Source organism: Streptomyces sp. S3(2020), assembly GCF_013044505.1.
Lineage (GTDB): Bacteria > Actinomycetota > Actinomycetes > Streptomycetales > Streptomycetaceae > Streptomyces.
Genome location: NZ_JABERD010000056.1, coordinates 21,820 through 45,050, shown reverse-complemented (window position 1 = coordinate 45,050; position 23,231 = coordinate 21,820). Strand labels below are relative to the sequence as shown.

Annotated in this window: 14 protein-coding genes; 9 read left to right on the top strand and 5 right to left on the bottom strand. The window is 71.4% G+C overall.

The genetic code is table 11. From position 1 onward, the window contains the following. Positions 1 to 43: 43 nt before the first annotated feature. The gene (locus HLK59_RS19725) at positions 44 to 3,142 is read left to right on the top strand and encodes an NACHT domain-containing protein (RefSeq protein ID WP_171142789.1); all 3,099 of its coding nucleotides are present in this window, start codon (positions 44 to 46) and stop codon (positions 3,140 to 3,142) included. A gap of 80 nt (positions 3,143 to 3,222) precedes the next feature. Next, the gene (locus tag HLK59_RS19720) at positions 3,223 to 4,623 is read left to right on the top strand and encodes a sulfatase-like hydrolase/transferase (RefSeq protein WP_171142788.1); all 1,401 of its coding nucleotides are present in this window, start codon (positions 3,223 to 3,225) and stop codon (positions 4,621 to 4,623) included. Here HLK59_RS19720 and HLK59_RS19715 read toward each other — a convergent pair. From HLK59_RS19715 to HLK59_RS19700, 4 genes are read right to left on the bottom strand one after another with little or no spacing between them, the layout of a single operon-like run. Further along, positions 4,620 to 5,258 (bottom strand): response regulator transcription factor, encoded by a 639-nt coding sequence (locus HLK59_RS19715; RefSeq protein ID WP_171142787.1) that lies wholly within the window; start codon positions 5,256 to 5,258, stop codon positions 4,620 to 4,622. The genes HLK59_RS19720 and HLK59_RS19715 overlap by 4 nt on opposite strands. Then, positions 5,248 to 6,480, bottom strand: a complete 1,233-nt coding sequence (locus tag HLK59_RS19710) for a sensor histidine kinase (protein WP_171142786.1) — start codon at positions 6,478 to 6,480, stop codon at positions 5,248 to 5,250. The genes HLK59_RS19715 and HLK59_RS19710 overlap by 11 nt, the downstream gene beginning before the upstream one ends. Before the next feature lie 26 nt (positions 6,481 to 6,506). Beyond that, complete coding sequence (locus HLK59_RS19705) at positions 6,507 to 7,241, bottom strand: ABC transporter permease (RefSeq protein ID WP_171142785.1); 735 nt, start codon at positions 7,239 to 7,241, stop codon at positions 6,507 to 6,509. Then, positions 7,238 to 8,143 carry an ABC transporter ATP-binding protein gene (locus HLK59_RS19700; RefSeq protein ID WP_171142784.1) on the bottom strand — a complete coding sequence of 302 codons (906 nt, stop codon included), beginning with the start codon at positions 8,141 to 8,143 and terminating at the stop codon, positions 7,238 to 7,240. The genes HLK59_RS19705 and HLK59_RS19700 overlap by 4 nt, the downstream gene beginning before the upstream one ends. Positions 8,144 to 8,339: 196 nt before the next feature. Here HLK59_RS19700 and HLK59_RS19695 point away from each other — a divergent pair, with 196 nt between their 5' ends. From HLK59_RS19695 to HLK59_RS19665, 7 genes are all read left to right on the top strand, one after another. After that, positions 8,340 to 10,109: an ABC transporter ATP-binding protein gene (locus HLK59_RS19695; RefSeq protein ID WP_171142783.1), complete on the top strand. Its 1,770-nt coding sequence runs from the start codon at positions 8,340 to 8,342 to the stop codon at positions 10,107 to 10,109. Continuing rightward, positions 10,106 to 11,968, top strand: coding sequence for an ABC transporter ATP-binding protein (locus HLK59_RS19690; protein WP_171142782.1), 1,863 nt, complete (start codon positions 10,106 to 10,108; stop codon positions 11,966 to 11,968). The genes HLK59_RS19695 and HLK59_RS19690 overlap by 4 nt, the downstream gene beginning before the upstream one ends. A 20-nt stretch (positions 11,969 to 11,988) precedes the next feature. Continuing rightward, on the top strand, positions 11,989 to 13,797 hold the full coding sequence (locus HLK59_RS19685; protein WP_171142781.1) for an ABC transporter ATP-binding protein: 1,809 nt from the start codon (positions 11,989 to 11,991) through the stop codon (positions 13,795 to 13,797). After that, positions 13,794 to 15,545, top strand: coding sequence for an ABC transporter ATP-binding protein (locus HLK59_RS19680; protein ID WP_171142780.1), 1,752 nt, complete (start codon positions 13,794 to 13,796; stop codon positions 15,543 to 15,545). The genes HLK59_RS19685 and HLK59_RS19680 overlap by 4 nt, the downstream gene beginning before the upstream one ends. 332 nt (positions 15,546 to 15,877) lie before the next feature. After that, on the top strand, positions 15,878 to 17,884 hold the full coding sequence (locus HLK59_RS19675; RefSeq protein WP_240982520.1) for a M4 family metallopeptidase: 2,007 nt from the start codon (positions 15,878 to 15,880) through the stop codon (positions 17,882 to 17,884). Between the two features lie 298 nt (positions 17,885 to 18,182). Then, positions 18,183 to 19,847 carry a M4 family metallopeptidase gene (locus tag HLK59_RS19670; RefSeq protein ID WP_171142778.1) on the top strand — a complete coding sequence of 555 codons (1,665 nt, stop codon included), beginning with the start codon at positions 18,183 to 18,185 and terminating at the stop codon, positions 19,845 to 19,847. 70 nt (positions 19,848 to 19,917) lie between these two features. After that, positions 19,918 to 20,424, top strand: a complete 507-nt coding sequence (locus HLK59_RS19665) for a DUF1990 domain-containing protein (RefSeq protein WP_171142777.1) — start codon at positions 19,918 to 19,920, stop codon at positions 20,422 to 20,424. A gap of 46 nt (positions 20,425 to 20,470) precedes the next feature. On the opposite strand, the gene HLK59_RS19660 is transcribed toward HLK59_RS19665, so the two are convergent. After that, entirely contained in the window at positions 20,471 to 23,089 is a 2,619-nt protein-coding gene (locus tag HLK59_RS19660) for a glycosyltransferase family 1 protein (RefSeq protein WP_171142776.1), read from the bottom strand. Positions 23,090 to 23,231: the final 142 nt, after the last annotated feature.

The following is a 23,231-nucleotide window of genomic DNA, read 5'->3' as shown; positions in this document are numbered from 1 at the left end:
CAAAGCCGTTCATGGGGTGCGGCCCAGCCGGTAGCCTCGCTCCGTGAGCGGACAGATCCAGACTCTTCTGGGTTCCGCGGCCGGTGTCACCGTCGTGGCGGTGGTGCTGTTCGTGGCACGCCCGTACTTCACCACTCTGGCCACCTGGGCCGCGCAGGCGACTCCGCACGCCGTACGCCGGCTGTACCGGCGGCTGCGCCCGGTCGGCGGCCGTCGGCTGAAGCGCTACCGCGATCAGGTCCGGGTCGAGTGCGCCAACGTACGGATCGGTCTCTCGCCCGCCGACCGGGACGGCGACGGGGGCCGTCCGCCCGGTCTGCGGGACGTGTACGTGCCGTTGCAGTGCGAGCGGGGCGGCGGTCGCTGCGACGCCGCGGGACTGCTGCGCGGCCACCGCCGCACCGTGCTGCTCGGGGAGCCGGGGGCGGGCAAGACCCTGCTGCTCAAGCACGAGATGCTGGAGTGGGCGGACGGCGGGGACGACAAGGTCGTACCGGTGATCGTCGAACTGCACGCGAGCAACCGCCGCAAGGACCCCTTCGAGGAGCTCATCACCGAGAAGTTCCAGCAGGCGGGCATCGCCACCGCCGCGGAGATGGTGGAGCGGCGCCTGGACTCCGGTGGGCTGCGGGTCTTCTTCGACGGGCTGGACGAGGTCGGTTCCGAGGAGTTCGAGCGGGTGGTCCGGGAGCTGCACGACTTCGCCGTCCGGCACCCCGACTGCGACATGGTCGTCTCGTGCCGGACGGCCGCCTACGACCAGCAGCTCCAGGGCGTGTTCGACCAGGAGATCCGTGTCGCCGAGTTCGACGACGCCTCCATCCTGCGCTTCCTGGCCAAGTGGCCCCACCTCGCCGACCAGGTCACGGCGGCCCGGATCTTCCAGGCGCTCCAGGACGACCCGGAGCTGATGGTGCTGGCGCGCAGCCCGCTGATGCTCACCCTGATCGCCTACCTCCAGTCCGGCGACCGGCCCGAGAGCGTCGGCCCGCTGCCCAACTCCCGGGCCCGCTTCTACGACATGGCGGTGGCCCATCTGCTGGACCGGGACCGGCTGCTGAACCGCAGCGAGGCGATCGGCACCTACCACGCGGGCCGCAAGACGCTGGTGCTCCAGCGGCTCGCGCTCCGGCAGCTCAGCGAGTCGTCGGCGCGCGGCGACCAGCAGGAGATCACCCGCGAGCAGTTCGAGTCGGTCGTCGAGGAGTTGCTGCCCGGCTTCGACCTGGACCGCAGTCCTCATCTCCAGGGAATGCTGCGGGAGATCGTCGGCCGCAGCGAGCTGATCAAGGACATCGACCGCGGCCGTCACTACCAGTTCACCCACCTCACGCTCCTGGAGTACCTGGCCGCCTGTGAACTGCGCGCCGACGAGCACACGTTGATGCATCACTACCGGCGGGACCCGAAGCCGTGGCGGGAGACCGTGCGCATGTGGTGCGCGGTCACCCGCGGTTCGTGCACCCGGGTGGTGCGCGAGGTCTTCGAGGACGCCGACATGTGGCGCAAGGTGCTCGCCCTTCAGTGCCTGGCCGACGCCGTGCACATCGAGGAGGAGCTGGCCGAGGAGATCCTGACGTTCTTCCTTGACGGGCTCGGCGCCCCCGGCGACCAGCACGATCACATCGCCAAGGGGCTCGGCACCCTCGCGGCCAGCAACAGCCCGCGCGGGCGGCGGGTTCTGGCGGCCCTGGTCGGGACGGCACAGGGTCCCGCCTCGGCACGGCGGACGGCGGCGCTGCGGGCCCTGACCGTGTCGGGGCGCCAGGAGGCGGCGCGGGCCCTGGCCGGACAGCAGGACGACGAGGCGCGTACGGCGCTCCAGGCGATGGGGGACGTGGCGGTGTCGTCGCTGGCGCGGCGGGCCGAGCTGGGCGAGATGTGGGCGGTGCGCTCGCTGCGGGCGGTGGGGACACCGACGGCGGCGGTACAGCTGGCGGGGCTGCTGTGGAGCGGGCACCCCGTGGTGTTCCCCGTCGCGCGGGCCGCGGCGTGGAACCTGGCCGCGCTGATGAGCAGCCCGGACGTGCGGGACGCGCTGAGCGAGTGGACCGCGCCACCGGATCTGCCGCGCGACCAGCAGTACGGGTGGATCTGGAGCGGGCTGCCGTACACCGGCACGCTGCGGGTGGTGGCGGCGCGGGTGGCGTGGCTGATGGACTGCGGGCGGCTGGACGGGCATCCGGCTTCCGATCTGGCCTCCGACATGGAACCGGCGGGGGGCGTCACGACAGTCCACCCGCATATCGGGATACCCCTGTTCGCCTGTGCTCGGTTTCGCTGGGCGAGGCTGCCCAGCGGGGACGCCACCTGGCAGGAGGTGGACAGCGGGGTCAACCTGGCCTGGGAGACGCTGGAGCTGCCGTCGCACGTCTCCGCCAGGGGCCCGCTGCTCGATCGCCGACGTCTGTGCGACTTCGCCTTCAAGAGTCCGGCGGCGCCGTCGGGTCGTGGCCGGCAGGCCCTGGAACCGCTGCGCGACGTGCTGCTGAGGATCCATGGTGTGCCACCGACGCAGCAGGCTGTGCTGCGGGCCCTGCCCTGGGCCGTGCAGGTGGAGCTCGTCAGGATCCGGTTCGGTGACCCGGCGCACCGGTTCGACACGCGGTTGCGGCACAGCGCGCAGGATCTGCGGACTCAGTGGTGTCAGATCCAGGAGCAGCCGGATCCGCCCCGTGCCCTGAAGGCCATGGCCTGGGCCGCGGGAGGTCTGCTGACTCTCCTCGTCGCGGGAACCGGCGGCACGCGCATCGTGTCGCAGATGTTCGGTTGGCACCCGTTCGGGCTCGGTTCCTGGGGCCCGTCGGATTTGGCCAAGGTGGTGTTCCTTCTCTTCCTCATCGCCGCTGCGACAGTGGTGTTCGGCTCGCGCAGACATGCCTGGGAGGACCGTGGCGGGGACGAAGTCGTGGATCAGCTGGGCATCGTCGTCGGAACAGTTCTCCTGTCGTCCCTCCTGTGGGTCGCGATCGACACCGGGAAGGAGCTGATGGGCAGCTGGCAGGTCCCGCTCCTCATCGCGGCCGTGCTGACCGGATGCTGCGCCATATCGCTCCAGTGGACCTCCCGGATCAACAAGAAGCGCAACAACCTCCTGCGCGCCGCCTTCTCCGCCCAGCCGGACCTCGCCCAGAACCGGTAGACCCGGGCAACGTTTCAGGTCCATGAACTCCCCGCCGCATCCCTGGCCATGAGACGCGCCGCGTTGATCCACTGAGGTCCATGCCCGAGATATCCCGCCGTGCCTTCGGTGGTCTCGTCGGTGGCGGTGCCGTGACCGCTGTCGCCGGTACGACCACCGCCGCCGACGCCGTTGAGCGCCCCTTCAAGGCCCGCCACGCCGCCTCCTCCGGCAGGCGCCCCAACATCCTGGTCATCCTCGGTGACGACCTCGGCTGGGCCGACCTCTCCTCCTACGGCGCCCCGCACATCAGCACACCGCACCTGGACCGGCTGGCCCGGCAGGGGGTGCGGTTCACCGACGCGTACTCGGGGTCCGCCACCTGCTCCCCGACCCGGTTCAGCCTCTACACGGGCCGCTATCCGGGACGCACCCCGGGCGGTCTCGCCGAGCCGATCGGCAACCGGACGCAGGGCCTCGACCCGAACCACCCCACCCTCGCCTCCCTGCTGAGGAAGGCCGGTTACGCCACCGCCCTGATCGGCAAGTGGCACTGCGGCTGGCTGCCGGACTACAGCCCCACCAAGTCCGGCTGGGACGAGTTCTTCGGCAACCACGGCGGCGTGCTGGAGTACTTCTCCAAGCTCGGCCAGCTCGGCGACTACGACCTGTACGAGGGCGACGCCACCTACAAGGACCTGCGCTACTACACCGAGGTCCTGACCGAGCGGGCCGTCGAGTACGTCGGCCGGGACCACGACAGGCCCTGGCTGCTCAACCTCAACTTCACCACCCCGCACTGGCCGTGGCTCGCCGAGGGCGACGAGGAGATGGGCGCCGAGATCGAGGCGAAGATCCGCGCCGCCAAGTCGCAGGCCGAGGTCGTCGCCGCGCTCAACCACTACGACGGCGGCTCGGTCGAGAAGTACAAGGAGATGGTGGAGAGCCTGGACGCGGCCGTCGGCGAGGTGCTGGCCGCGCTGCGCCGCTCCGGGCAGGAGGAGAACACCCTCGTCCTCTTCGCCAGCGACAACGGCGGTGAGCGCTACTCCTACAACTGGCCGCTCAGCGGCGAGAAGTTCGTGCTGCTCGAAGGCGGCATCCGCGTCCCGACGATCGTGCGCTGGCCCGCCCGCATCGACGGCCACCAGGTCAGCCACGAACCGAACTTCTCGCCCGACTGGACGGCGACCCTGCTGGAGATCGGCGGCGCCCGCCCCGACCCGGCGTACCCGCTGGACGGCACGAGCCTGGCCGGATACCTGCTCAAGGACGAGGAGCTGCCCGAGCGGGACCTGTTCTGGCGGGTGCGGGCCAACCGGGCGCTGCGGCGCGGGGACTGGAAGTACTACCAGGACGCCGCCAAGACCGACCACCTGTACAACCTGGCCGCGGACTCCCGCGAACAGGCCGATCTGGCCCCGGATGAGCCGGAGTTGCTCGCCGAGCTGAAGGCGTCCTGGGAGAAGACCGCCGCCACGCTGCTGCCGTACCCGAACTAGCCGAGGATTCCCCGCTCGTACGCCGTCGCCACCGCCGCCGCCCGGTCCTTGACGCCCAACTTGGCGTACAGGTGCGTGAGATGGGTCTTCACGGTCGCCTCGCTGATGAACAGCTCCCGGGCGATCTCACGGTTGGACGTGCCCCTGGCAACCAGGGCCAGCACCTCGCGCTCGCGCGCGGAGAGCGGCTCGTTGCCGCGAGCCCCGGGAGATCTGACGGCCGAGACCAGCCTGGAGGCGACGGCCGGGGACAGCACCGTACGGCCGTCCGCCGCCGCGCGGACGGCCGTGAACAGCTCGTCACGCGGGGCGTCCTTGAGCAGATAGCCCGTGGCGCCCGCCTCGATCGCGGGCAGGGTGTCCGAGTCGGTGTCGTACGTCGTGAGGACGAGTACTTTCGCGCGGGCGCCCCGGCGGGTCAGTTCCCGGATGGCGTCGACGCCCCCGCCGCCGGGCATGCGCAGGTCCATCAGGATCACGTCGGGGTCGAGCGCGGCTGCCCGCGCGAGGGCCTCGACGCCGTTCGACGCCTCGCCGAGGACGGTGAATCCGGGGGCGTTCTCGAACATGCCGCGCAGACCGTCCCGTACGACGGGATGGTCGTCGACGATCAGCAGCGAGATGTCACGGGTCATGGCGGACCAACGGTACGCGAGCCGACAGTGCCGTGCCGTGACCCGGTTCGGACTCCACGGTGAGGGAGCCGGCGATGCGTTCGGCGCGGGCGCGCATACCGTCCAGGCCGAAGCCGCCCGCGCTGGTGCGGGCGGGGACGGCGAGGGGGTCGAAGCCCCGGCCGTCGTCGCGGATGTCGAGGATGACCTCGTCGCCCAGGAAGCTGAGGGTCACCCCGACGCGGGTGGCCCGCGCATGGCGGGCGGCGTTCGACAGGGCCTCCTGGACGATCCTCAGCAGGGTGGCCGCGACCTCCTCGTGCAGCTGCTCCGCCCGGCCGGTGACGGTGAACTCGGCCCGCGTGCCCGTCCGTTCGCCCCACTCGGCGACCGTCTTCTTCAGCGCGTCCGGCAGTCCGGCGTTCTCCAGCGCCACGGGCGCGAGGTTGTGCACGGAGCGGCGGGCCTCGCCGAGGCTGTGCCGGGCCAGGTCGGAGGCGCGGGCGAGATGGGTGCGCGCGACGGACGGATCGGGGGCGTTCGCGACGACCTGGAGCTGGGCGATGATGCCGGTCAGCCCCTGGGCGATGGTGTCGTGGATCTCGGCCGCGAGCCGACGGCGTTCGTCGGCGACCCCCGCTTCCCGTGCCTGGACGAGGAGTTGGGAGTGAAGGGCGGCGTTCTCGTCGAGCGCCTGCCGCAGCGCCGCGATGGTCTCGGCGCGGTCGCGGGAGCGTTGCTCCTCCTGCCGGGCGAAGTGGGTGGCCGACGCCAGCAGGGTGGTGTTCACCACCAGCATCACACCGAACAGCGGCCACTGGATCGGGCTGTGGAACGGCAGCCCGCCGGCCTGCGCACTCGCGATCACGAGCGCGCTGGCGAGGAATCCGAGCCACTGCCGGCGGCGGCCGGGGATCAGTTCGTCGGTGTCGAAGTAGCCGGTCGCCGCGTAGAACGCGAAGAACGGGTTGATCACGGTGAGGCCGAAGGCCGTCGCCCAGCGCAGGCCGTAGAAGACGGCGCTGCGGCCCGAGGGGGTACGGCGGCCGTGGCGTGGCCCGTGCCAGAGCTGGAGCAGCACCGCGGTGATGAACAGCGCTCCGGCCGTGTACCACTCGGCGGGGGTCCCCACGAGTTCGCTGGAGACGAGCGCGAGAACGGCGGAGACGGCGAGCAGCCCGTAGGGAGCCCAGGTGTGGAACAGGTCCTGCCGGCGGTCGAGCCGCTGGTCCGTCGCCGTCATCTCCCCAGTCTGCACGGCCTCCGCCCTCACTCCCAGCGGAACCAGCGCGCGGCGCCGGCGGTGAGCAGCACCGTCCAGGCGGCGACCACGCCCAGGTGGCCCCAGCCGGGCCAGTCGCCCGCCGCCGCCTGGTTCAGCGCCTGGGAGGCCGCCCCGAAGGGGGTGAGGCCGACGATGTCGGCCAGCGTGTCCGGCATGACCTGCACCGGTATCCACACCCCCGCGCAGAACATCGCCGGGAAGAACACGACGGATCCAAGGGCGCCGGCGATCTTCGTCGTGCGGGACAGCGCGGAGATGACCGCTCCGAGCGCGAGGGCGGCCAGGACGGCCAGGAGCAGGGCGAGCAGATAGCCGAGGGGCTGCTCGGGCAGCGCCACGCCGAAGGCGACCCGGCCGACGGCCAGGGCCAGCAGCGCGGATGTGAGGGCGGCGGCGCCGTACACCAGCATCTGGGCGGTGAGCAGGGCGGACGGCCGTACCGGTGTGGTGGACATCCGGCGCAGGATGCCGCGCTCCCGGTAGCCGGTCAGGGTCTGGGGCATCGCCTGGATGCCTCCGACGATGAGGCCGAGCAGGACGGCCACGGGGACGTAGACGTCGATGGTCCGCAGGCCCCCGAGGTCGGCCTCGTGGTCGTGGAAGGCCGGGATCGAGCCCAGGATCACCAGCAGCAGGGTCGGGAACCCCAGCATCCAGAAGAGGGCGCCCGGCTCACGGCCCAGCAGGCGGGTCTCGGTCTTGAGCACCGCGGTGTTCATGCCGCCGCCTCCCTGGTCAGGTCGAGGAACGCGTCGTCCAGTGTGGCGTCGGTGACGCGGAGTTGGTGGGCGGTGATGTGGTGGCGGGCCAACAGGGTGATGACGGCGTTGACGGTCTCGTCGGTGCCGGAGAGGGTGACGCGGCCGTCCCGGTGCTCGATCGAGGCGAGCGCGGGCAGCGCGTCGAGGTCGCGTGCGTCGAGCGGGGCGGACGGGGTGAAGCTGATGACGGTGGCGCCCGCCGAGCGCCGGACGAGTCCGGCCGGGGTGTCCAGGGCGGCGACACGGCCCTTGTCGATCACCGCGATCCGGTCGCAGAGGCGCTGTGCCTCCTCCATGAAGTGCGTGACGAGCAGGACGGTGACGCCGCTCGCGCGGATCTCCTCGATGAGCTCCCAGGTGTCGCGGCGGGCGCGCGGATCGAGGCCGGTGGTCAGCTCGTCGAGGACGACGACCCGGGGGTCGCCGATGAGGGCGAGCGCGATGAACAGGCGCTGCTTCTGGCCACCGGACAGCTTGCCGAACCGGGTGGTCAGCTTGCCGGTCAGACCGAGGCGCTCAGCGAGGGGGCGCCAGTCGGCGGGCCTCGTGTGGAACGCGGCGTACAGCTCCAGGGCCTCGCGCACGGTCAGCTTGGCCTGGAGCTCGCTCTGCTGGAGCTGGGCGCCCAGGACGCGGGTGACCCGCTCGTGGTCGGCGACCGGGTCGAGGCCGGCGACGCGGACGCGGCCGGCGTCCGGAACGCGCAGGCCCTCGACGCACTCGACGGTGGTGGTCTTGCCGGCTCCGTTCGGGCCGAGGACGCCGAAGATCTCGCCCTCCTCGACGGCGAAGGAGACCCCGTCCACGACGGGCCGGCCGCCGTAGGACTTGCGCAGATCGGTGACTTCGATGACGGACATGGCATCAGCGTCGCGGTGGGCGGGCCGTGCGCACATCGGCCATCGCGCTCGGAACGGCATCGACCGATCGGTTGACGCCGGGGTACGACGGTGCTGTACGGCGGACCGAACGCGCAGGTCGTAGGACCGACGGCCGATCGCGGTCCGGCCAAAACTCGGTCGTCGTTGTCAGTGCCGGTCCGTAGGCTCGCCGTTGATGCCCACGACACGTGCAACCGCCGAGGAACACTCCGCCGTCCGTACTCTGCTGCGCCTGTGGCCGTATGTCCGGCCGGTCCGGGCGCGGCTGTTCACCGCCGCGTTCGTGGCGGTCCTCGCGTCCTGTACGGGGCTGGTGATCCCGCTCGTCCTGAAGTGGATGGTGGACGGGCCGGTCGCCGGCCGGGATCCGGCGGGCGTGTGGCTCGGCGCGCTGTTCCTGCTGCTGCTCGGGCTCGGGGAGGCGCTGCTGTTCGGGCTGCGGCGGTGGCTGGTGGCCCGGCCGCTGTCGCGTGTCGAGGCGGAGATGCGGGCGGATCTGTACGGGCATCTGCAGCGGCTGCCGGTGTCGTTCCACGACCGGTGGGCGTCGGGACAGCTCCTGTCGCGCGGCACCACCGACCTGATGCTGGTGCGGATGTTCCTGGCGTTCCCGCTGACGTTCCTGCTGGTCAACGGGGTCACGATCCTCATCGGTGTGACCATCATGCTGCTCCAGGACTGGACGCTCGGCCTGGTGATCCTGGGGCCCGCCGTGCCCGTGATCGTCACCTGCGTCCTCTTCGAGCGGCGGTACTTCCATGTGGCGCGGCTCGCCCAGGACCAGGTCGGCGATCTGACGACGGTCGTCGAGGAGAGCGTGCTCGGCATCCGCGTCATCAAGGGCTTCGGGCGGCACCGGAGCCAGGCGCAGGCGTTCCGTGAGCTGTCGGGGACCCTGCGCGGGACGGAGCTGCGCAAGGCCCGGCTGCTCGCGGCGATCTGGGGTGTCATCGTGACGCTGCCGGAGATCGCCATCGGGGCGGCGCTGGTGCTGGGGTCGGTGCAGGTGGCCGACGGGGACCTGTCGGCGGGGACCCTGGTCGCCTTCCTCTCCACGGCTCTGGCGCTGCGGTGGCCCGTCGACTCGATCGGCTTCCTGCTGGCGATCAGCCAGGACGCGGCGAGCGCGACGGAACGATACTTCGAGGTGATGGACGAGACGCCGGAGGACGCCGCGGTGGCCGCGGCCGACGCCGGCCGGGAGGACATGGGGCTGCGGTTCGACCACGTCGTCTTCCGCTACCCCGACGCCCCCGAAGACTCGCCACCCGTCCTCGACCGCGTAGACCTCCACATACGCCCCGGCGAGTCCATGGCCCTGGTAGGCGCCACCGGCAGCGGCAAGACCACCCTCACCGCGCTCGTCCCCCGCCTCCACGAGCTCACCTCCGGCCGCATCACGCTCGACGGCCGGGACATCACCGCCCTCCCGAGGGAAACGCTGCGCGAACTCGTCGCCGTCGCCTTCGAGGAGCCCACCCTCTTCTCCGCCAGCGTCGGCGAGAACGTGCTGATGGGCGACGAGGAAGGCGACCTGGACCGCGCCCTCGCCGTCGCCCAGGCCGAGTTCGTGCACGCCCTCCCCCAGGGCACCGGCACCCAGGTCGGCGAGCAGGGCCTGAGCCTCTCCGGCGGACAGCGGCAGCGGCTCGCCCTCGCCAGGGCCGTGGTCGGCCGGCCCCGTTTCCTGGTGCTCGACGACCCCCTGTCGGCGCTGGACGTGCACACCGAGGCCGCCGTGGAAGCCGCGCTGCGGGAGGTGCTCGCCGAGACCACCGCGCTCATCGTGGCGCACCGGCCCTCGACCGTGCTGCTCGCCGACCGGGTAGCGCTGCTGTCCGGCGGCCGGATCACCGCCGTGGGCACCCACCACGAACTGCTGCGCACGAACGCCGAGTACGCCCACCTCATGTCGGGGTCCGGGGAGACGGAGGAGAACCGATGACGGCGCCGACGACGGCCGCGCCCGCCACCGCCGACGAGGAACCGGACGTCCACAAGGCCGCCGGCGGCGGTGATCCCTTCGACCGCGACGTCCTGCCCACCCCGCCCCGCGCGACCTCCGTCCTGCTGCGCTCCCTGCTCGCGCCGATGCGGGCCCGCGTCCTCGGCGCCACGCTTCTGCTGCTGCTCCAGCAGGCGGCGGTGCAGACGGGCCCGCTGCTGGTGGCGTACGCGATCGACAGCGCCGTGCCGGCGTTCCGCGAGGACCGGCACGGCCCGCTGATCGCCGTGGGCGTCGGCTATCTGCTGTGCGCGCTGGCCGCGGGCGGACTCCAGTACGTGTTCATCCTCGCCTCGGCCCGGGTCAACCAGGATGTGCTCCTGGATCTGCGCGGCCGTATCTTCCGTCATGCGCAGGCCCTCAGCGTCGACTTCCACGAGCGCTACGCCTCGGGCCGGCTCATCTCCCGCTCCACCGCGGACGTCGAGTCGCTGCGCGAACTCCTGAGCGAGGGCCTCCAGGAGCTGGTGACGGTCGTCCTGTCGTTCGTCTACATCTCGGCGCTGCTGCTCTGGCTGGACCTGGGCCTGGGCGCGGTGGCGGTGGCGTCGTTCGTGCCGCTCCATCTCCTCATCCGGGTCTACCAGCGACGCGCGGGAGAGGTGTACACCCGGCGCTCCACCGCGATCGCCGCCGTGATCGTGAAGTTCGTCGAGACGATGAACGGCATCCGCCCGGTGCGCGCGTTCCGCCGCGAGGCGGCCAACGACGCCGACTTCGCCGTGCTCAACAAGCGGCACGAGCGCACCAACGGCGACGCGCTCATCGAGATGGCCCGCTATGTCGTCGGCTCCCGGCTGGTCGCCAACACGGCCGTCGCGCTGATCGTGCTGTGGGGCGCCTACCGGGTGGCGGGCGGCACGCTGGAGCTCGGTGTGCTGGCCGCGTCGGTGCTGTATCTGCGGCGGCTGTACGACCCGATCGACCGGCTCGGCATGTTCCTCAACTCGTACCAGTCGGCGGCGGCCTCGCTGGAGAAGATCGCGGGCCTGCTCGCGCAGACGCCGTCGGTGCCGGAGCCGTCCGAGCCCCGGCCGCTTCCGGCACGGGAGTCCGAGCACCCCGGCCGTGAGGTCGTCTTCGACGGCGTCGGCTTCGCCTACCGCACCGGCGGCGAGGTCCTGCCGCGCTTCGACCTGACCCTCCCCGCCGGACAGACGGTCGCGGTGGTCGGCTCGACGGGCGCCGGCAAGTCCACGCTGGCCAAGCTCCTGGCCCGCTTCTACGACCCCTCCGAGGGCCGCGTCCTGCTCGACGGGGTCGATCTGCGCGAGCTGGCCGTGCCCGAACTGCGGCGCGGGGTCGTCATGGTGACGCAGGAGGCCTTCCTGTTCTCCGGCACGGTCGCCGACAACATCGCCATCGGCCGCCCGGACGCGACCCGCGAGGACATCGAGCGGGCCGCGAAGGCGATCGGCGCCCATGAGTTCATCGGCGCCCTGCCCGACGGCTACGACACCGACGTCCGCAAGCGGGGCGGCCGCATCTCCGCCGGCCAGCGTCAACTCGTCGCGTTCGCGCGGGCGTTGCTCGCCGACCCGGCGGTGCTCATCCTGGACGAGGCGACCAGCTCGCTGGACATCCCGGGCGAACGGGCCGTGCAGCGGGCGATGTCGACGGTCCTGCACGGCCGTACGGCGGTGGTGATCGCCCACCGTCTCTCCACGGTCGAGATCGCCGACCGGGTGCTGGTGATGGAGCACGGGCGGATCGTCGAGGACGGCCCGCCGGCCGAACTCATCGCGGGGACAGGCAGGTTCGCGGATCTGCACCGGGCGTGGCGGGACAGCCTGGCGTAGGGAAGACGGGGGAACGACAGGTGATCGACGCGTACGAGGATCCCGGCACGCCCGACGCGCGGGGCGGCTGGCGGTATCTGTGGTGGCTCGTGCGGTGCCAGCGGGGCCGGTGCGCCCTCGGGGCGGTGATCGCCAGCACCTGGATGGTGCTGCTGGCCGCGACACCGTTCCTCATGGCCAAGGCCATCGACGAGGGCCTGGAACCGGGCGACTTCGGCGCGCTGACCGGCTGGTCCGCGGCCCTCTTCGTGGTGGGGACGTTCAACGCGTGGCTGAGCATCATGCGGCACCGCACGATGACCCGGGTGCGGATGGACGCCAACTTCCGCACGGTGAAGGTCGTCGTCGGCCACGCGGTCCGGCTCGGCGCCGCGCTGTCGCGCCGGGCGGGTGCCGGGGAGGTCGTCACGATCGGGGTGGGCGACGTACAGACGATCGCCCAGGCCCTGACCGTGGTCGGCCCGGGCGTCGGGGCCGTCATCGCCTACCTGGTGATCGCGGGCCTGCTGGTGTCGGTCTCCCCGCTCATCGCGGCGGTGGTCCTCCTCGGCATCCCGACGATCGTGCTCCTCGTCGGCCCCCTCCTCACCCGCCTCCAGGGCGCCGAGACCGAGTACCGGGAACGCCAGGGCGTCCTCACCGCCCGCATCGCCGACCTCGCGGGCGGTCTGCGCGTCCTCAACGGCCTCGGCGGCAAGAGCCTGGTCGCGGACGCCTTCCACCGCGACTCCCAGCGTCTGCGCGCCCAGGGGTACCGCGTCGGCGCGGTCACCAGCTGGGTCCAGGCCCTCGGAGTGGGGCTGCCCACGCTGTTCCTGGCCGTGGTGACCTGGCTGGCGGCCCGTCTCGCCGCCCGGGGCGACATCACCATCGGCGAGCTGGTCTCGGTCTACGGCTATGTCGCGGTCCTGGTGGGCCCGGTGGCCTTCTGGGTGGAGTGCGGCTACATGCTGAGCCGGGGCGTGGTGGCGGCACGCCGGGTCGTACGGTTCCTGCGCCTGGAGCCGATGGAGGACGCGGGCACGCGCCCGGCCCCCGCGGAGCCGTCGGTACTGCACGATCCCGAGTCGGGGGTACGGGTGCGTCCGGGCCGTCTGACGGCACTGGTGAGCGCGAGCCCGGCGGACACGGCCACGGTGATCGACCGCCTGGGCCGGTACACCCCGTCGCGAACGACCTGGGGCGAAGTCCCGCTGGACGAGATCCCGTTGAAGCAGATCCGCGCCCGCATCCTGGTGGCGGACCACGAGGCGGACCTGTTCGCGGACACCCTGTACGAAATGGTGGGCGGCAGGGCAGCGCCCCTCAGGGGCGCGGGGCTGTATCAATGTGCGGCTCCGCCGCGGGGCGCGACCAGCCACAACGAGCCCGCAGACGCCGTACGACAATCCGAGGCACCCCCTGAAGCGCATATCACCCAAGCCCTCCACACAGCGGTGGCCGACGACATAGTCCAAGCCCTCCCCGACGGCGTCGACTCCGCCATAGACGCCCAGGCCCGCAACCTCTCCGGCGGCCAACGCCAACGCATCCGCCTGGCAAGGGCCCTCGCCGCGAACCCGGAGATCCTCCTCGCCGTGGAACCCACCTCCGCCCTGGACGCCCACACCGAGGCCCGCGTGGCCGACCGCCTCAAGAAGGCCCGCGACGGTCGTACAACCGTCGTCACCACCACATCCCCCCTGGTCCTGGACCGCGCGGACACCGTCCTCTACCTGGTCAACGCCAAGCGCGTAGCGTCCGGCACCCACCGCCACCTCCTCGACACCACCCCCGGCTACCGCGCACTCGTCGCCAGGGACACCGACTCCGAGGAGGCCGTACGGTGACGTCCGGACACCTGCCCGTCGCCGAACCCGCGGACGTGCGCAGGGCCTCGCTCCGCCTGATCCGGGCCGACGGCCGAGCCTTCGTCGTGGCCCTCTCCCTCAACGCCCTGGCCGCGATCGCCGGCCTCGGCGGCCCCTGGCTGCTCGGCAGGATCATCGACGAGGTGCGCGGAGGCGGCGGAGCGGGCGCCGTGGACCGGCTCGCCCTCGCCCTGCTGGTGTGCGCGCTGGCGGAGTTGCTCCTGGCCCGCTGGGCCCGCTACGTGGGCCACCGCTTCGGCGAACGCACCCTCGCCCGCGTCCGCGAGGAGTTCGTGGACCGCTCCCTCGCCCTGCCCGCGTCCGTGGTGGAACGGGCGGGGACCGGCGACCTCACCGCCCGCGGTACGGCCGACGTGGCCACGGTCGGCCAGACACTGCGCGACGCCGGCCCCGACCTGTTCATCAACTCCGTACGGTTCCTGTTCGCGCTCGCCGCCATCTTCGTGATCGACCCGGTCCTGGGCCTGGTGGGCGTGCTCGGTCTCACGCCGATCTGGTTCGCCCTGCGCTGGTATCTGCGCCGGGCGAGGGACGGCTATCTCGCCGAGGGCGCGGCCACCTCGGACATCGCCGAGATCGTCGCGGCGACGGCGGCGGGCGCCCGTACGGTGGAGGCGCTCCGGCTGGAGGAACGCCGGGTCCGGGCGAGCAGGGACACCGTCGAGACAGCCCGGCGCACCCGCCTGCACACCCTCTACCTGCGCAGTGTGTTCTTCCCTTCGGTGGAGGTGTCGTACATCCTCCCCATCGCCGGGATCCTGATCGTCGGCGGACTTCTGCACACCCACGGCGAGATGAGCCTGGGCTCGGTCGTGGCGGCCACCCTTCTCTACAACCAGCTGATCACCCCGCTCGACCAGATCCTGATCCGGGTCGAGCAACTCCAGAGCGCCAGTGCCTCGTTCGCCCGTGTGGAGGGGCTGGCGCGCGCTCCGCGGGCCACCGGGGCCAAGGCGCTCACCCCGGCCGGCGACCGGATCGACGTGACCGGTGTGCGGTACTCCTACGGCCGGGGCGGCGAGGTGCTGCACGGGGTCGACCTGACGGTACGGCCCGGGGAGCGGCTCGCGGTCGTGGGTCCTTCCGGCGCCGGGAAGACCACGCTGAGCCGGCTCGTCGCGGGTGTCGACGCGCCCAGTGAGGGCACCGTGACGGTCGGCGGGGTGCCCGTCGTGGAGCTCGGCCCCGAGCAACTGCGCCGCCAGGTCGTCCTGGTCACCCAGGAGCACCATGTGTTCCTGGGCTCGGTCCGGGACAACCTGCTGATCGCCGAACCGTCCGCCGGGGACGAGGAGTTGTGGTCCGCGCTGGCCACGGTCGGCGCCGACGCCTGGGTACGGGAGCTGCCCGACGCCCTGGACACCGCGCTGGGCGACGGCGGTCACCCCACCGACGGCTCGCAGGCCCAGCAGCTGGCCCTGGCCCGGGTGGTCCTGGCCGACCCGCACACCCTGATCCTCGACGAGGCCACGGCGCTGCTCGACCCGACCACCGCCCGGCACACCGAGCGCGCCCTGGCCGCCGTACTGGAGGGGCGTACCGTCATCGCGATCGCGCACCGGCTGCACACCGCGCACGACGCGGACCGGGTGGCGGTGATGGAGGGCGGGCTGCTCACCGAACTCGGCTCGCACGAGGAGCTGGTGGCGGCCGGCGGGGCGTACGCGGCGCTGTGGCACTCGTGGCACGGGGACCGGCCGTCCTGACCTTCGGGCGCGGCGCCCACGGTTCTGACTTTCAGGCAAATTGCCCGTATAGCGAACATGACCAACCGGGCAACGGACGATTTCCGGCCAACTTCCTGACGCGGTCCTGACAGAAACCGCAAACTCCTGCGACTCTTCCCACGGCCCCGTCACAGCAACCCCACAGCACGTGCACAGTGCTGCGCCGCGGCCGAACTCCCGCACACGCAACGCCCGTTCTGCCCGGTCGGCCCACCAGCCGGCCGGTCTCCCCCGGCCGCGCGACCCGCGGCCCGCAGACGCAGGAGTCAGTGTTGAGAGCGAGTTCCTCCCACAGACGCACCTCCCACACCATGCCCCGCCGAGCCGCCGCAGTGGCCCTCGTCGGTGTGTCCGCCCTGATCGCCGCGGCCGTCCAGTCGGGCGCCGCGTCCGCAGCCCCGGAGAAGGCACCGTCGGCCGTGGGCAAGGTCATACCGGGCGCCGAGTCCGTCAAGCTCACCCCCGCACAGCGCGCCGAGCTGATCCGCACGGCCAACTCCACCAAGGCGGACACCGCCAAGGAGCTGGGCCTGGGCGCCAAGGAGAAGCTGGTCGTCCGTGACGTCCTCAAGGACGGCAACGGCACGGTCCACACCCGCTACGAGCGCACCTACGACGGACTGCCCGTCCTCGGCGGCGACCTCGTCGTGGAGTCCACGAAGGCCGACGCCACCGAGGCCGTCGTGAAGGCGAACCGCGCCGCCATCAAGCCGGCCACCACCACGGCCGCCGTGCCCGCCGCCAAGGCGCGGACGCAGGCCCTCGGCGCCGCCAAGGCCGAGGACGCCAAGAGCCCCGAGGTCAACAGCGCCCCGCGCAAGGTGATCTGGGCCGCCGAGGGCAAGCCGACCCTGGCGTACGAGACGGTCGTGGGCGGCTTCCAGCACGACGGCACCCCGCAGGAGCTGCACGTCATCACGGACGCGGCGAGCGGCGCGAAGCTGTACGAGTGGGAGGCCATCGAGACCGGCACCGGCAACACGGTGTACTCGGGCACGGTCACCCTCGGCACCACGCAGTCCGGGTCCACGTACAACCTCACGGACGGCGCCCGAGGCGGCCACAAGACGTACAACCTCAACCGCGGCACCTCCGGCACCGGGACCCTCTTCTCCGGCGCCGACGACATCTGGGGCAACGGCAGCCCGTCCAACCTGGAGTCGGCCGCCGCGGACGCGCACTACGGTGCCGCGCTGACGTGGGACTACTACAAGAACGTGCACGGACGCAGCGGTATCCGCGGTGACGGCGTCGGGGCGTACTCCCGGGTCCACTACGGCAACGCGTACGTCAACGCGTTCTGGTCCGACAGCTGCTTCTGCATGACGTACGGCGACGGCTCGGGCAACGCCAACCCGCTCACCTCGATCGACGTGGCCGCGCACGAGATGACCCACGGGCTCACCTCGAACACGGCCGGCCTCAACTACTCCGGTGAGTCCGGCGGTCTCAACGAGGCGACGTCCGACATCTTCGGCTCGACCGTCGAGTTCTACGCCAACAACTCCTCCGACGTGGGTGACTACCTCATCGGCGAGGAGATCAACATCAACGGCGACGGCACGCCGCTGCGTTACATGGACCAGCCGAGCAAGGACGGCTCGTCGTACAACAACTGGACGTCCAGCATCGGCAACGCCGACGTGCACTACTCGTCCGGTCCGGCGAACCACTTCTTCTACCTCCTGTCCGAGGGCAGCGGCGCCAAGACCATCAACGGCGTCAGCTACAACTCGCCCACCGCGGACGGCCTGGCGGTCACCGGCATCGGCCGCGACAAGGCGGAGAAGATCTGGTTCCGCGCGCTGACCACGAAGTTCACCTCCACGACCAACTACGCGGCGGCCCGTACCGGCACCCTCGCGGCGACGGGTGAGCTGTACGGCACGACGAGCGCCGAGTACACGGCGGTCCAGAACGCCTGGGCGGGCGTGGCGGTCGGCTCGCGTCCCGGCGGTGGCGGTGGCGGTACCTCCTTCGAGAACACCGCCGACGTATCGATTCCGGACAACGGGGCCGCGGTGACGTCCTCGATCACCGTGTCCGGCCGGACGGGCAACGCGCCGTCGAACCTCGCGGTCGCGGTCGACATCGTGCACACCTACATCGGTGACCTCCAGGTCCAGCTGGTCGCCCCCGACGGGTCGGCGTACACGCTGAAGGCGTACGGCACCGGTGGCAGCACGGACAACCTGAACACCACCTACACGGTGAACGCGTCCTCCGAAGTCGCCAACGGGACCTGGCAGTTGAGGGTCCAGGACAACGCGGCCGTCGACACCGGCTACATCAACAGCTGGAAGCTCACCTTCCCGTAGACCGGATGGTGCCGATCGGCTGAAGGACAGGGCGCCGCCCCGGTGGTTCGACTCCCCGGGGCGGCGCCCTCTTTTTTGCCAGTGCCTTACCGAGGGCTTGTTGGGCCTTTGCCGAGGTCAAGTCGCTTTACATTGCGGCAATGTTCACTCAGGAGCTGGTTTTCGGCCAACATCACGACGGGGTCATGACATTTATGCGGCCCTGATGTCACTCTTCCTCACACCCGCCGCACAACTTCACAACCACCCCGGGCCGGTTGCCCCACAGCCGTCCGGGCTCCCCCACTAAGGAGCTTGTGTGACCCCCGTCTACGCGCGTCACAAGCGCACCACTCTGGCCATCGCCACCGCTGTGGCGGCCGGAGCCCTGCTCACCACCGGTCTGACCACCGGCAGCGCCGCCGCCCAGACCCCGGCGGAGAGCACCAGTACCAAGCCGCTCGCCGCGCCGACCTCGCTCGCCCCGGCCGCCCGCGCCGCGCTCATCGAGCGGCAGCAGGGTGCCGCGGCCGACACAGCCCAGGAGATAGGCCTCGGCGCCAAGGAGAAGCTGGTCGTCCGTGACGTCGTCAAGGACGCCGACGGCACGGTGCACACCCGCTACGAGCGCACCTACGCGGGCCTGCCGGTCCTCGGTGGCGACCTGGTCGTCCACGAGGCCAAGTCCGGTGCCACGCAGGGCGTCACCAAGGCGACGAAGCAGACCATCAAGGTCGCCTCGGTCAAGCCGGTGCTCGCCGCCGCCAAGGCGGAGAAGCAGGCCCTGACCCTCGCCAAGGCGGCCGGCTCGGAGAAGACCGAGGCCTCCGACGCGCCCCGCAAGGTGATCTGGGCGGGCAACGGCGCCAAGCCGGTCCTCGCCTACGAGACCGTCGTCGGCGGCCTCCAGGAGGACGGCACCCCCAACGAGCTGCACGTCATCACCGACGCGGCCACCGGCAAGAAGCTCTACGAGTACCAGGGCATCGAGACCGGCACCGGCAAGAGCCAGTACTCCGGCACGGTGACGCTCGGCACCTACCTCTCCGGTTCGACGTACCAGCTGTACGACACCTCGCGCGGCGGCCACAAGACGTACAACAAGGCCCGCAGCACGAGCTCTTCGGCCGGCACCCTGTTCACGGACGCGGACGACACGTGGGGCACCGGCTCCACCACGACCTCGACGTCCTCCCAGACCCCGGCCGTGGACGCCGCCTACGGCGCCCAGACCACCTGGGACTTCTACAAGAACACCTTCGGCCGTCTCGGCATCAAGAACAACAACGTCGCCGCCTACAGCCGGGTCCACTACGGCAACGCGTACGTCAACGCGTTCTGGGACGACAGCTGCTTCTGCATGACGTACGGCGACGGCGAGGGCAACACCAAGCCCCTGACGTCCCTGGACGTGGCCGGCCACGAGATGACGCACGGCGTCACCTCGAACACGGCGGGCCTGAACTACTCCGGTGAGTCCGGCGGCCTGAACGAGGCGACGTCCGACATCTTCGGCACGGCGGTCGAGTTCTACGCGGCGAACTCCACCGACGTCGGCGACTACCTCATCGGCGAGAAGATCGACATCAACGGCGACGGCACCCCGCTGCGCTACATGGACCAGCCGAGCAAGGACGGCTCCTCGGCCAACTACTGGTCGTCGAGCCTGAAGAACCTCGACGTCCACTACTCGTCGGGTCCGGCGAACCACTTCTTCTACCTCCTGTCCGAGGGCAGCGGTTCGAAGACGATCAACGGGGTGTCGTACAACTCCCCGACCTACAACAGCTCCACCATCACCGGCATCGGCCGCGCCAAGGCGGTCCAGATCTGGTACAAGGCGCTGACCGAGTACATGACGTCGACGACCACGTACGCGGGCGCCCGCACGGCGACCCTCAGCGCGGCGTCGGCCCTGTACGGCTCCAGCAGCACGGAGTACTCGACGGTCGCCGCGGCCTGGTCCGCGGTCAACGTGAGCTAGCCCGAGGGGGGCTCGCTGGGCGGCACCCGGGACGAAGGCATTCCGGGGTGCCGCCCTACCCTTGTCTCCCATGTCCTTCACGTACGACGACGTAGGCGCCACCCAGCGGAACGGTTTCTGCCCGCCCGGCTTCCGCCCCCTCCACGTCCGCTCCCGCATCGGCGAGGGCGAACAGGTCTTCCGCCGCGCCTCGGAAGCGGTCCTGACCTGGGAGATGCACCGCGCGATGGGCGTCGGCATCAACGCCTCCGCGGACCGCGCGGCCCCCGACGTCGACGTCACGGTGACGCTGGCCGGCGTCATAAAAGCCCCCTGCCGCGTGGTCTGGACGGTCGAGGAACACCGTCGCGCGGGCTGGGCCTACGGAACGCTTTCCGGCCACCCGGAGTGCGGCGAGGAGTCCTTCGTCGTGGACCGGACGGGGGACGGCACGGTATGGCTGACGATCTCCGCGTTCAGCCGCGCCGCGAAGTGGTACGCCCGAGCGGGCGGACCGGCGACGCGGGGCTTGCAGCATGCCTATGCGCGGCGGTGCGGGGTGGTGCTGCGGCGACTGAGCGGCGGGGACGAGGACTGAGCCCCGCCCCGGCCCGCGTCAGCCGCCTGACCGGCACCTGCGCGGGTCACCTCATCAGCACGCCCGCCGCCTCCACCACATCCTCCGACGGCACCGCCACCAGCCCCAACTCCGCCCCGGACGCCAGCAGTCGATGCGAGGGCAGAATCCGGACGGTGTATCCGAAGGGTCCCGTGCGGTCCAGGGCCAGCGGGCCCTCGTAGACCCACTGCCCCTCCGGGTCCGGCCCGCCCACGGGCTTCAGGGGGACGGTCATCGCGTCCGCGATGCGGTCCTCCTCGTCCACGCGGCCGGAGACGGCCTGCACCTCGACGTCCTCGGGGGTCAGCTCCCCGAGCCCGACCCGCACCCGGAGCCCGAGTGTCGTGCCGAGTTCCGCCGTGGCCGTGGCGACCGACGTCTCGACGTGGTCGACGGTGACCGAGGACCACGCACCCCGCACCCGCCCCTTCCAGACCGCGAGCTCCCGGGCCGGCTCCGGCGTCATCGCGCGATGCGCGTGCGCGGCCGGAGTGTAGAGGCGCTCCACGTAGTCGCGGACCATCCGCCCGGCCAGGACCTTCGGGCCGAGCAGGGTCAGCGTCTGGCGGACCATCTCGATCCAGCGGTCCGGCAATCCACCCTGGCCGCGCTCGTAGAAGCGTGGCGTGACCCGCTGTTCCAGCAGGTCGTACAGTGCCGCCGCCTCCACGTCGTCACGGTGGTCGGGATCCGTCCCCGTGCCGTCCGCCGTCGGGATCGCCCAGCCGAAGTCGGGCTGGAACCACTCGTCCCACCAGCCGTCCAGGACGGAGAGGTTGAGGCAGCCGTTGAGCGCCGCCTTCATCCCTGACGTCCCGCACGCCTCCAGCGGCCGCAGCGGGTTGTTCAGCCAGATGTCACAGCCGGGGTAGAGCTTCTGCGCCATCGCCATGCCGTAGTCGGGGAGGAACACGATCCGGTGCCGGACCCGAGGATCGTCCGCGAACCTCACCAACTCCTGGACCAGGCGTTTCCCACCGTCGTCCGCCGGGTGCGCCTTCCCCGCGACCACGATCTGGATCGGCCGCTCGGCATGCAGCAACAGGTCCATCAGACGGTCCCGGTCGCGCAGCATCAGCGTCAGGCGCTTGTACGACGGGACGCGCCGCGCGAATCCGATCGTCAGGACGTCGGGGTCCAGCACCCCGTCGATCCACCCCAACTCCGCGGTCCCCGCGCCCCGTTGGCGCCACGACACCCGCAGCCGCTCCCGCACCTCGGTCACCAGTTGCTCACGCAGCACCCGGCGCAGCTCCCAGATGTCCTGGTCGGGGATCTCCCCCACCGCGTCCCACCGGTCCGAGCCGCCGACGGTCAGCGCGTCCTCGGTGCGCTGGGCGCCGATCTGCCGGGCACCGAGGCGGAAGACCTCCGGGGCGACCCAGGTCGGGGCGTGCACCCCGTTCGTCACGGAGGTGATGGGCACCTCGTCGGGGTCGAATCCCGGCCAGAGACCCGAGAACATCTCCCGGCTCACGTGCCCGTGCAGCAGTGAGACGCCGTTCGCCCGCTGCCCCAGCCGCAGGCCCATCACCGCCATGTTGAACAGATTCGGCTCGCCGCCCGGGTACGTCTCCATGCCCAGCCGCAGGATCCGTTCGACGTCGATGCGGGGCAGCTCGGCGTCCGGCCCGAAGTGCCGGGCGACCAGTTCGCGGTCGAAGCGGTCGATGCCGGCGGGGACGGGGGTGTGGGTGGTGAAGACCGTGCCCGCGCGGACCGACTCCAGGCCGGAGTCGAAGTCCAGGCCCTCGTCGCAGAGTTCGGCGATCCGTTCCAGGCCGAGGAAGCCGGCGTGGCCCTCGTTGGTGTGGAAGACCTCGGGTGCGGCGTGGCCGGTCAGCCGGCAGTAGGCGCGTACCGCGCGGACCCCGCCGATTCCCAGCAGCATCTCCTGGAGCAGCCGGTGCTCGCTGCCGCCGCCGTAGAGCCGGTCGGTCACCCCGCGTTCGCCGAGGTCGTTCTCCTCGACGTCGGAGTCGAGCATCAGCAGGGGCACGCGGCCGACCTGGGCCAGCCAGATCCGGGCGTGCAGCTGTTTGCCGCCGGGCAGGGCCAGCGACACCTGTGCGGGGGTGCCGTCGGCCTCCTTCAGCAGCCCCACGGGCAGCTCGTTGGGGTCGAGGACCGGATAGTGCTCCTGCTGCCAGCCGTCACGGGACAGCGACTGGCGGAAGTAGCCGTGGCGGTACAGGAGTCCCACGCCGATCAGCGGGACGCCCAGGTCACTGGCGGCTTTCAGATGGTCGCCCGCGAGGATTCCGAGGCCCCCGGAGTACTGCGGCAGGGCCGCGGTGATGCCGAACTCGGGCGAGAAGTAGGCGATGGCGGCCGGGAGTTCGCCGGGCTGCGCCTGGTACCAGCGCGCACCGGACATGTAGTCGTGCAGATCGTCTGCGGCGGCCGTCAGACGGCGCAGGAAGCGGCGGTCCTCCGCCAGCTCCGCGAGGCGCCGGGGCGGCACATCGCCCAGCAGGCGTACGGGATCGCGGCCCGAAGCGGCCCAGCACTCCGGATCGACCGACTGGAACAGGTCACGGGTCTCCGCATGCCAGGACCAGCGCAGATTGCGCGCAAGGTCGCTCAGCGGCCGGAGGGGTTCGGGCAGGACGGGTCGGACGGTGAATCGACGGATAGCCTTCATTGCCACCTCGTCAGGCGTGCGGAAGCGGACGCACCACGTTGTGCGTCCCGTCGTCGACATCGACGGTATCGGTGCGAGGCCGTCGTAACCATGGCGCCGTTTCAGGCCGCCGGGCCCCACCCGGTGGTGCCGGACCGGTCCA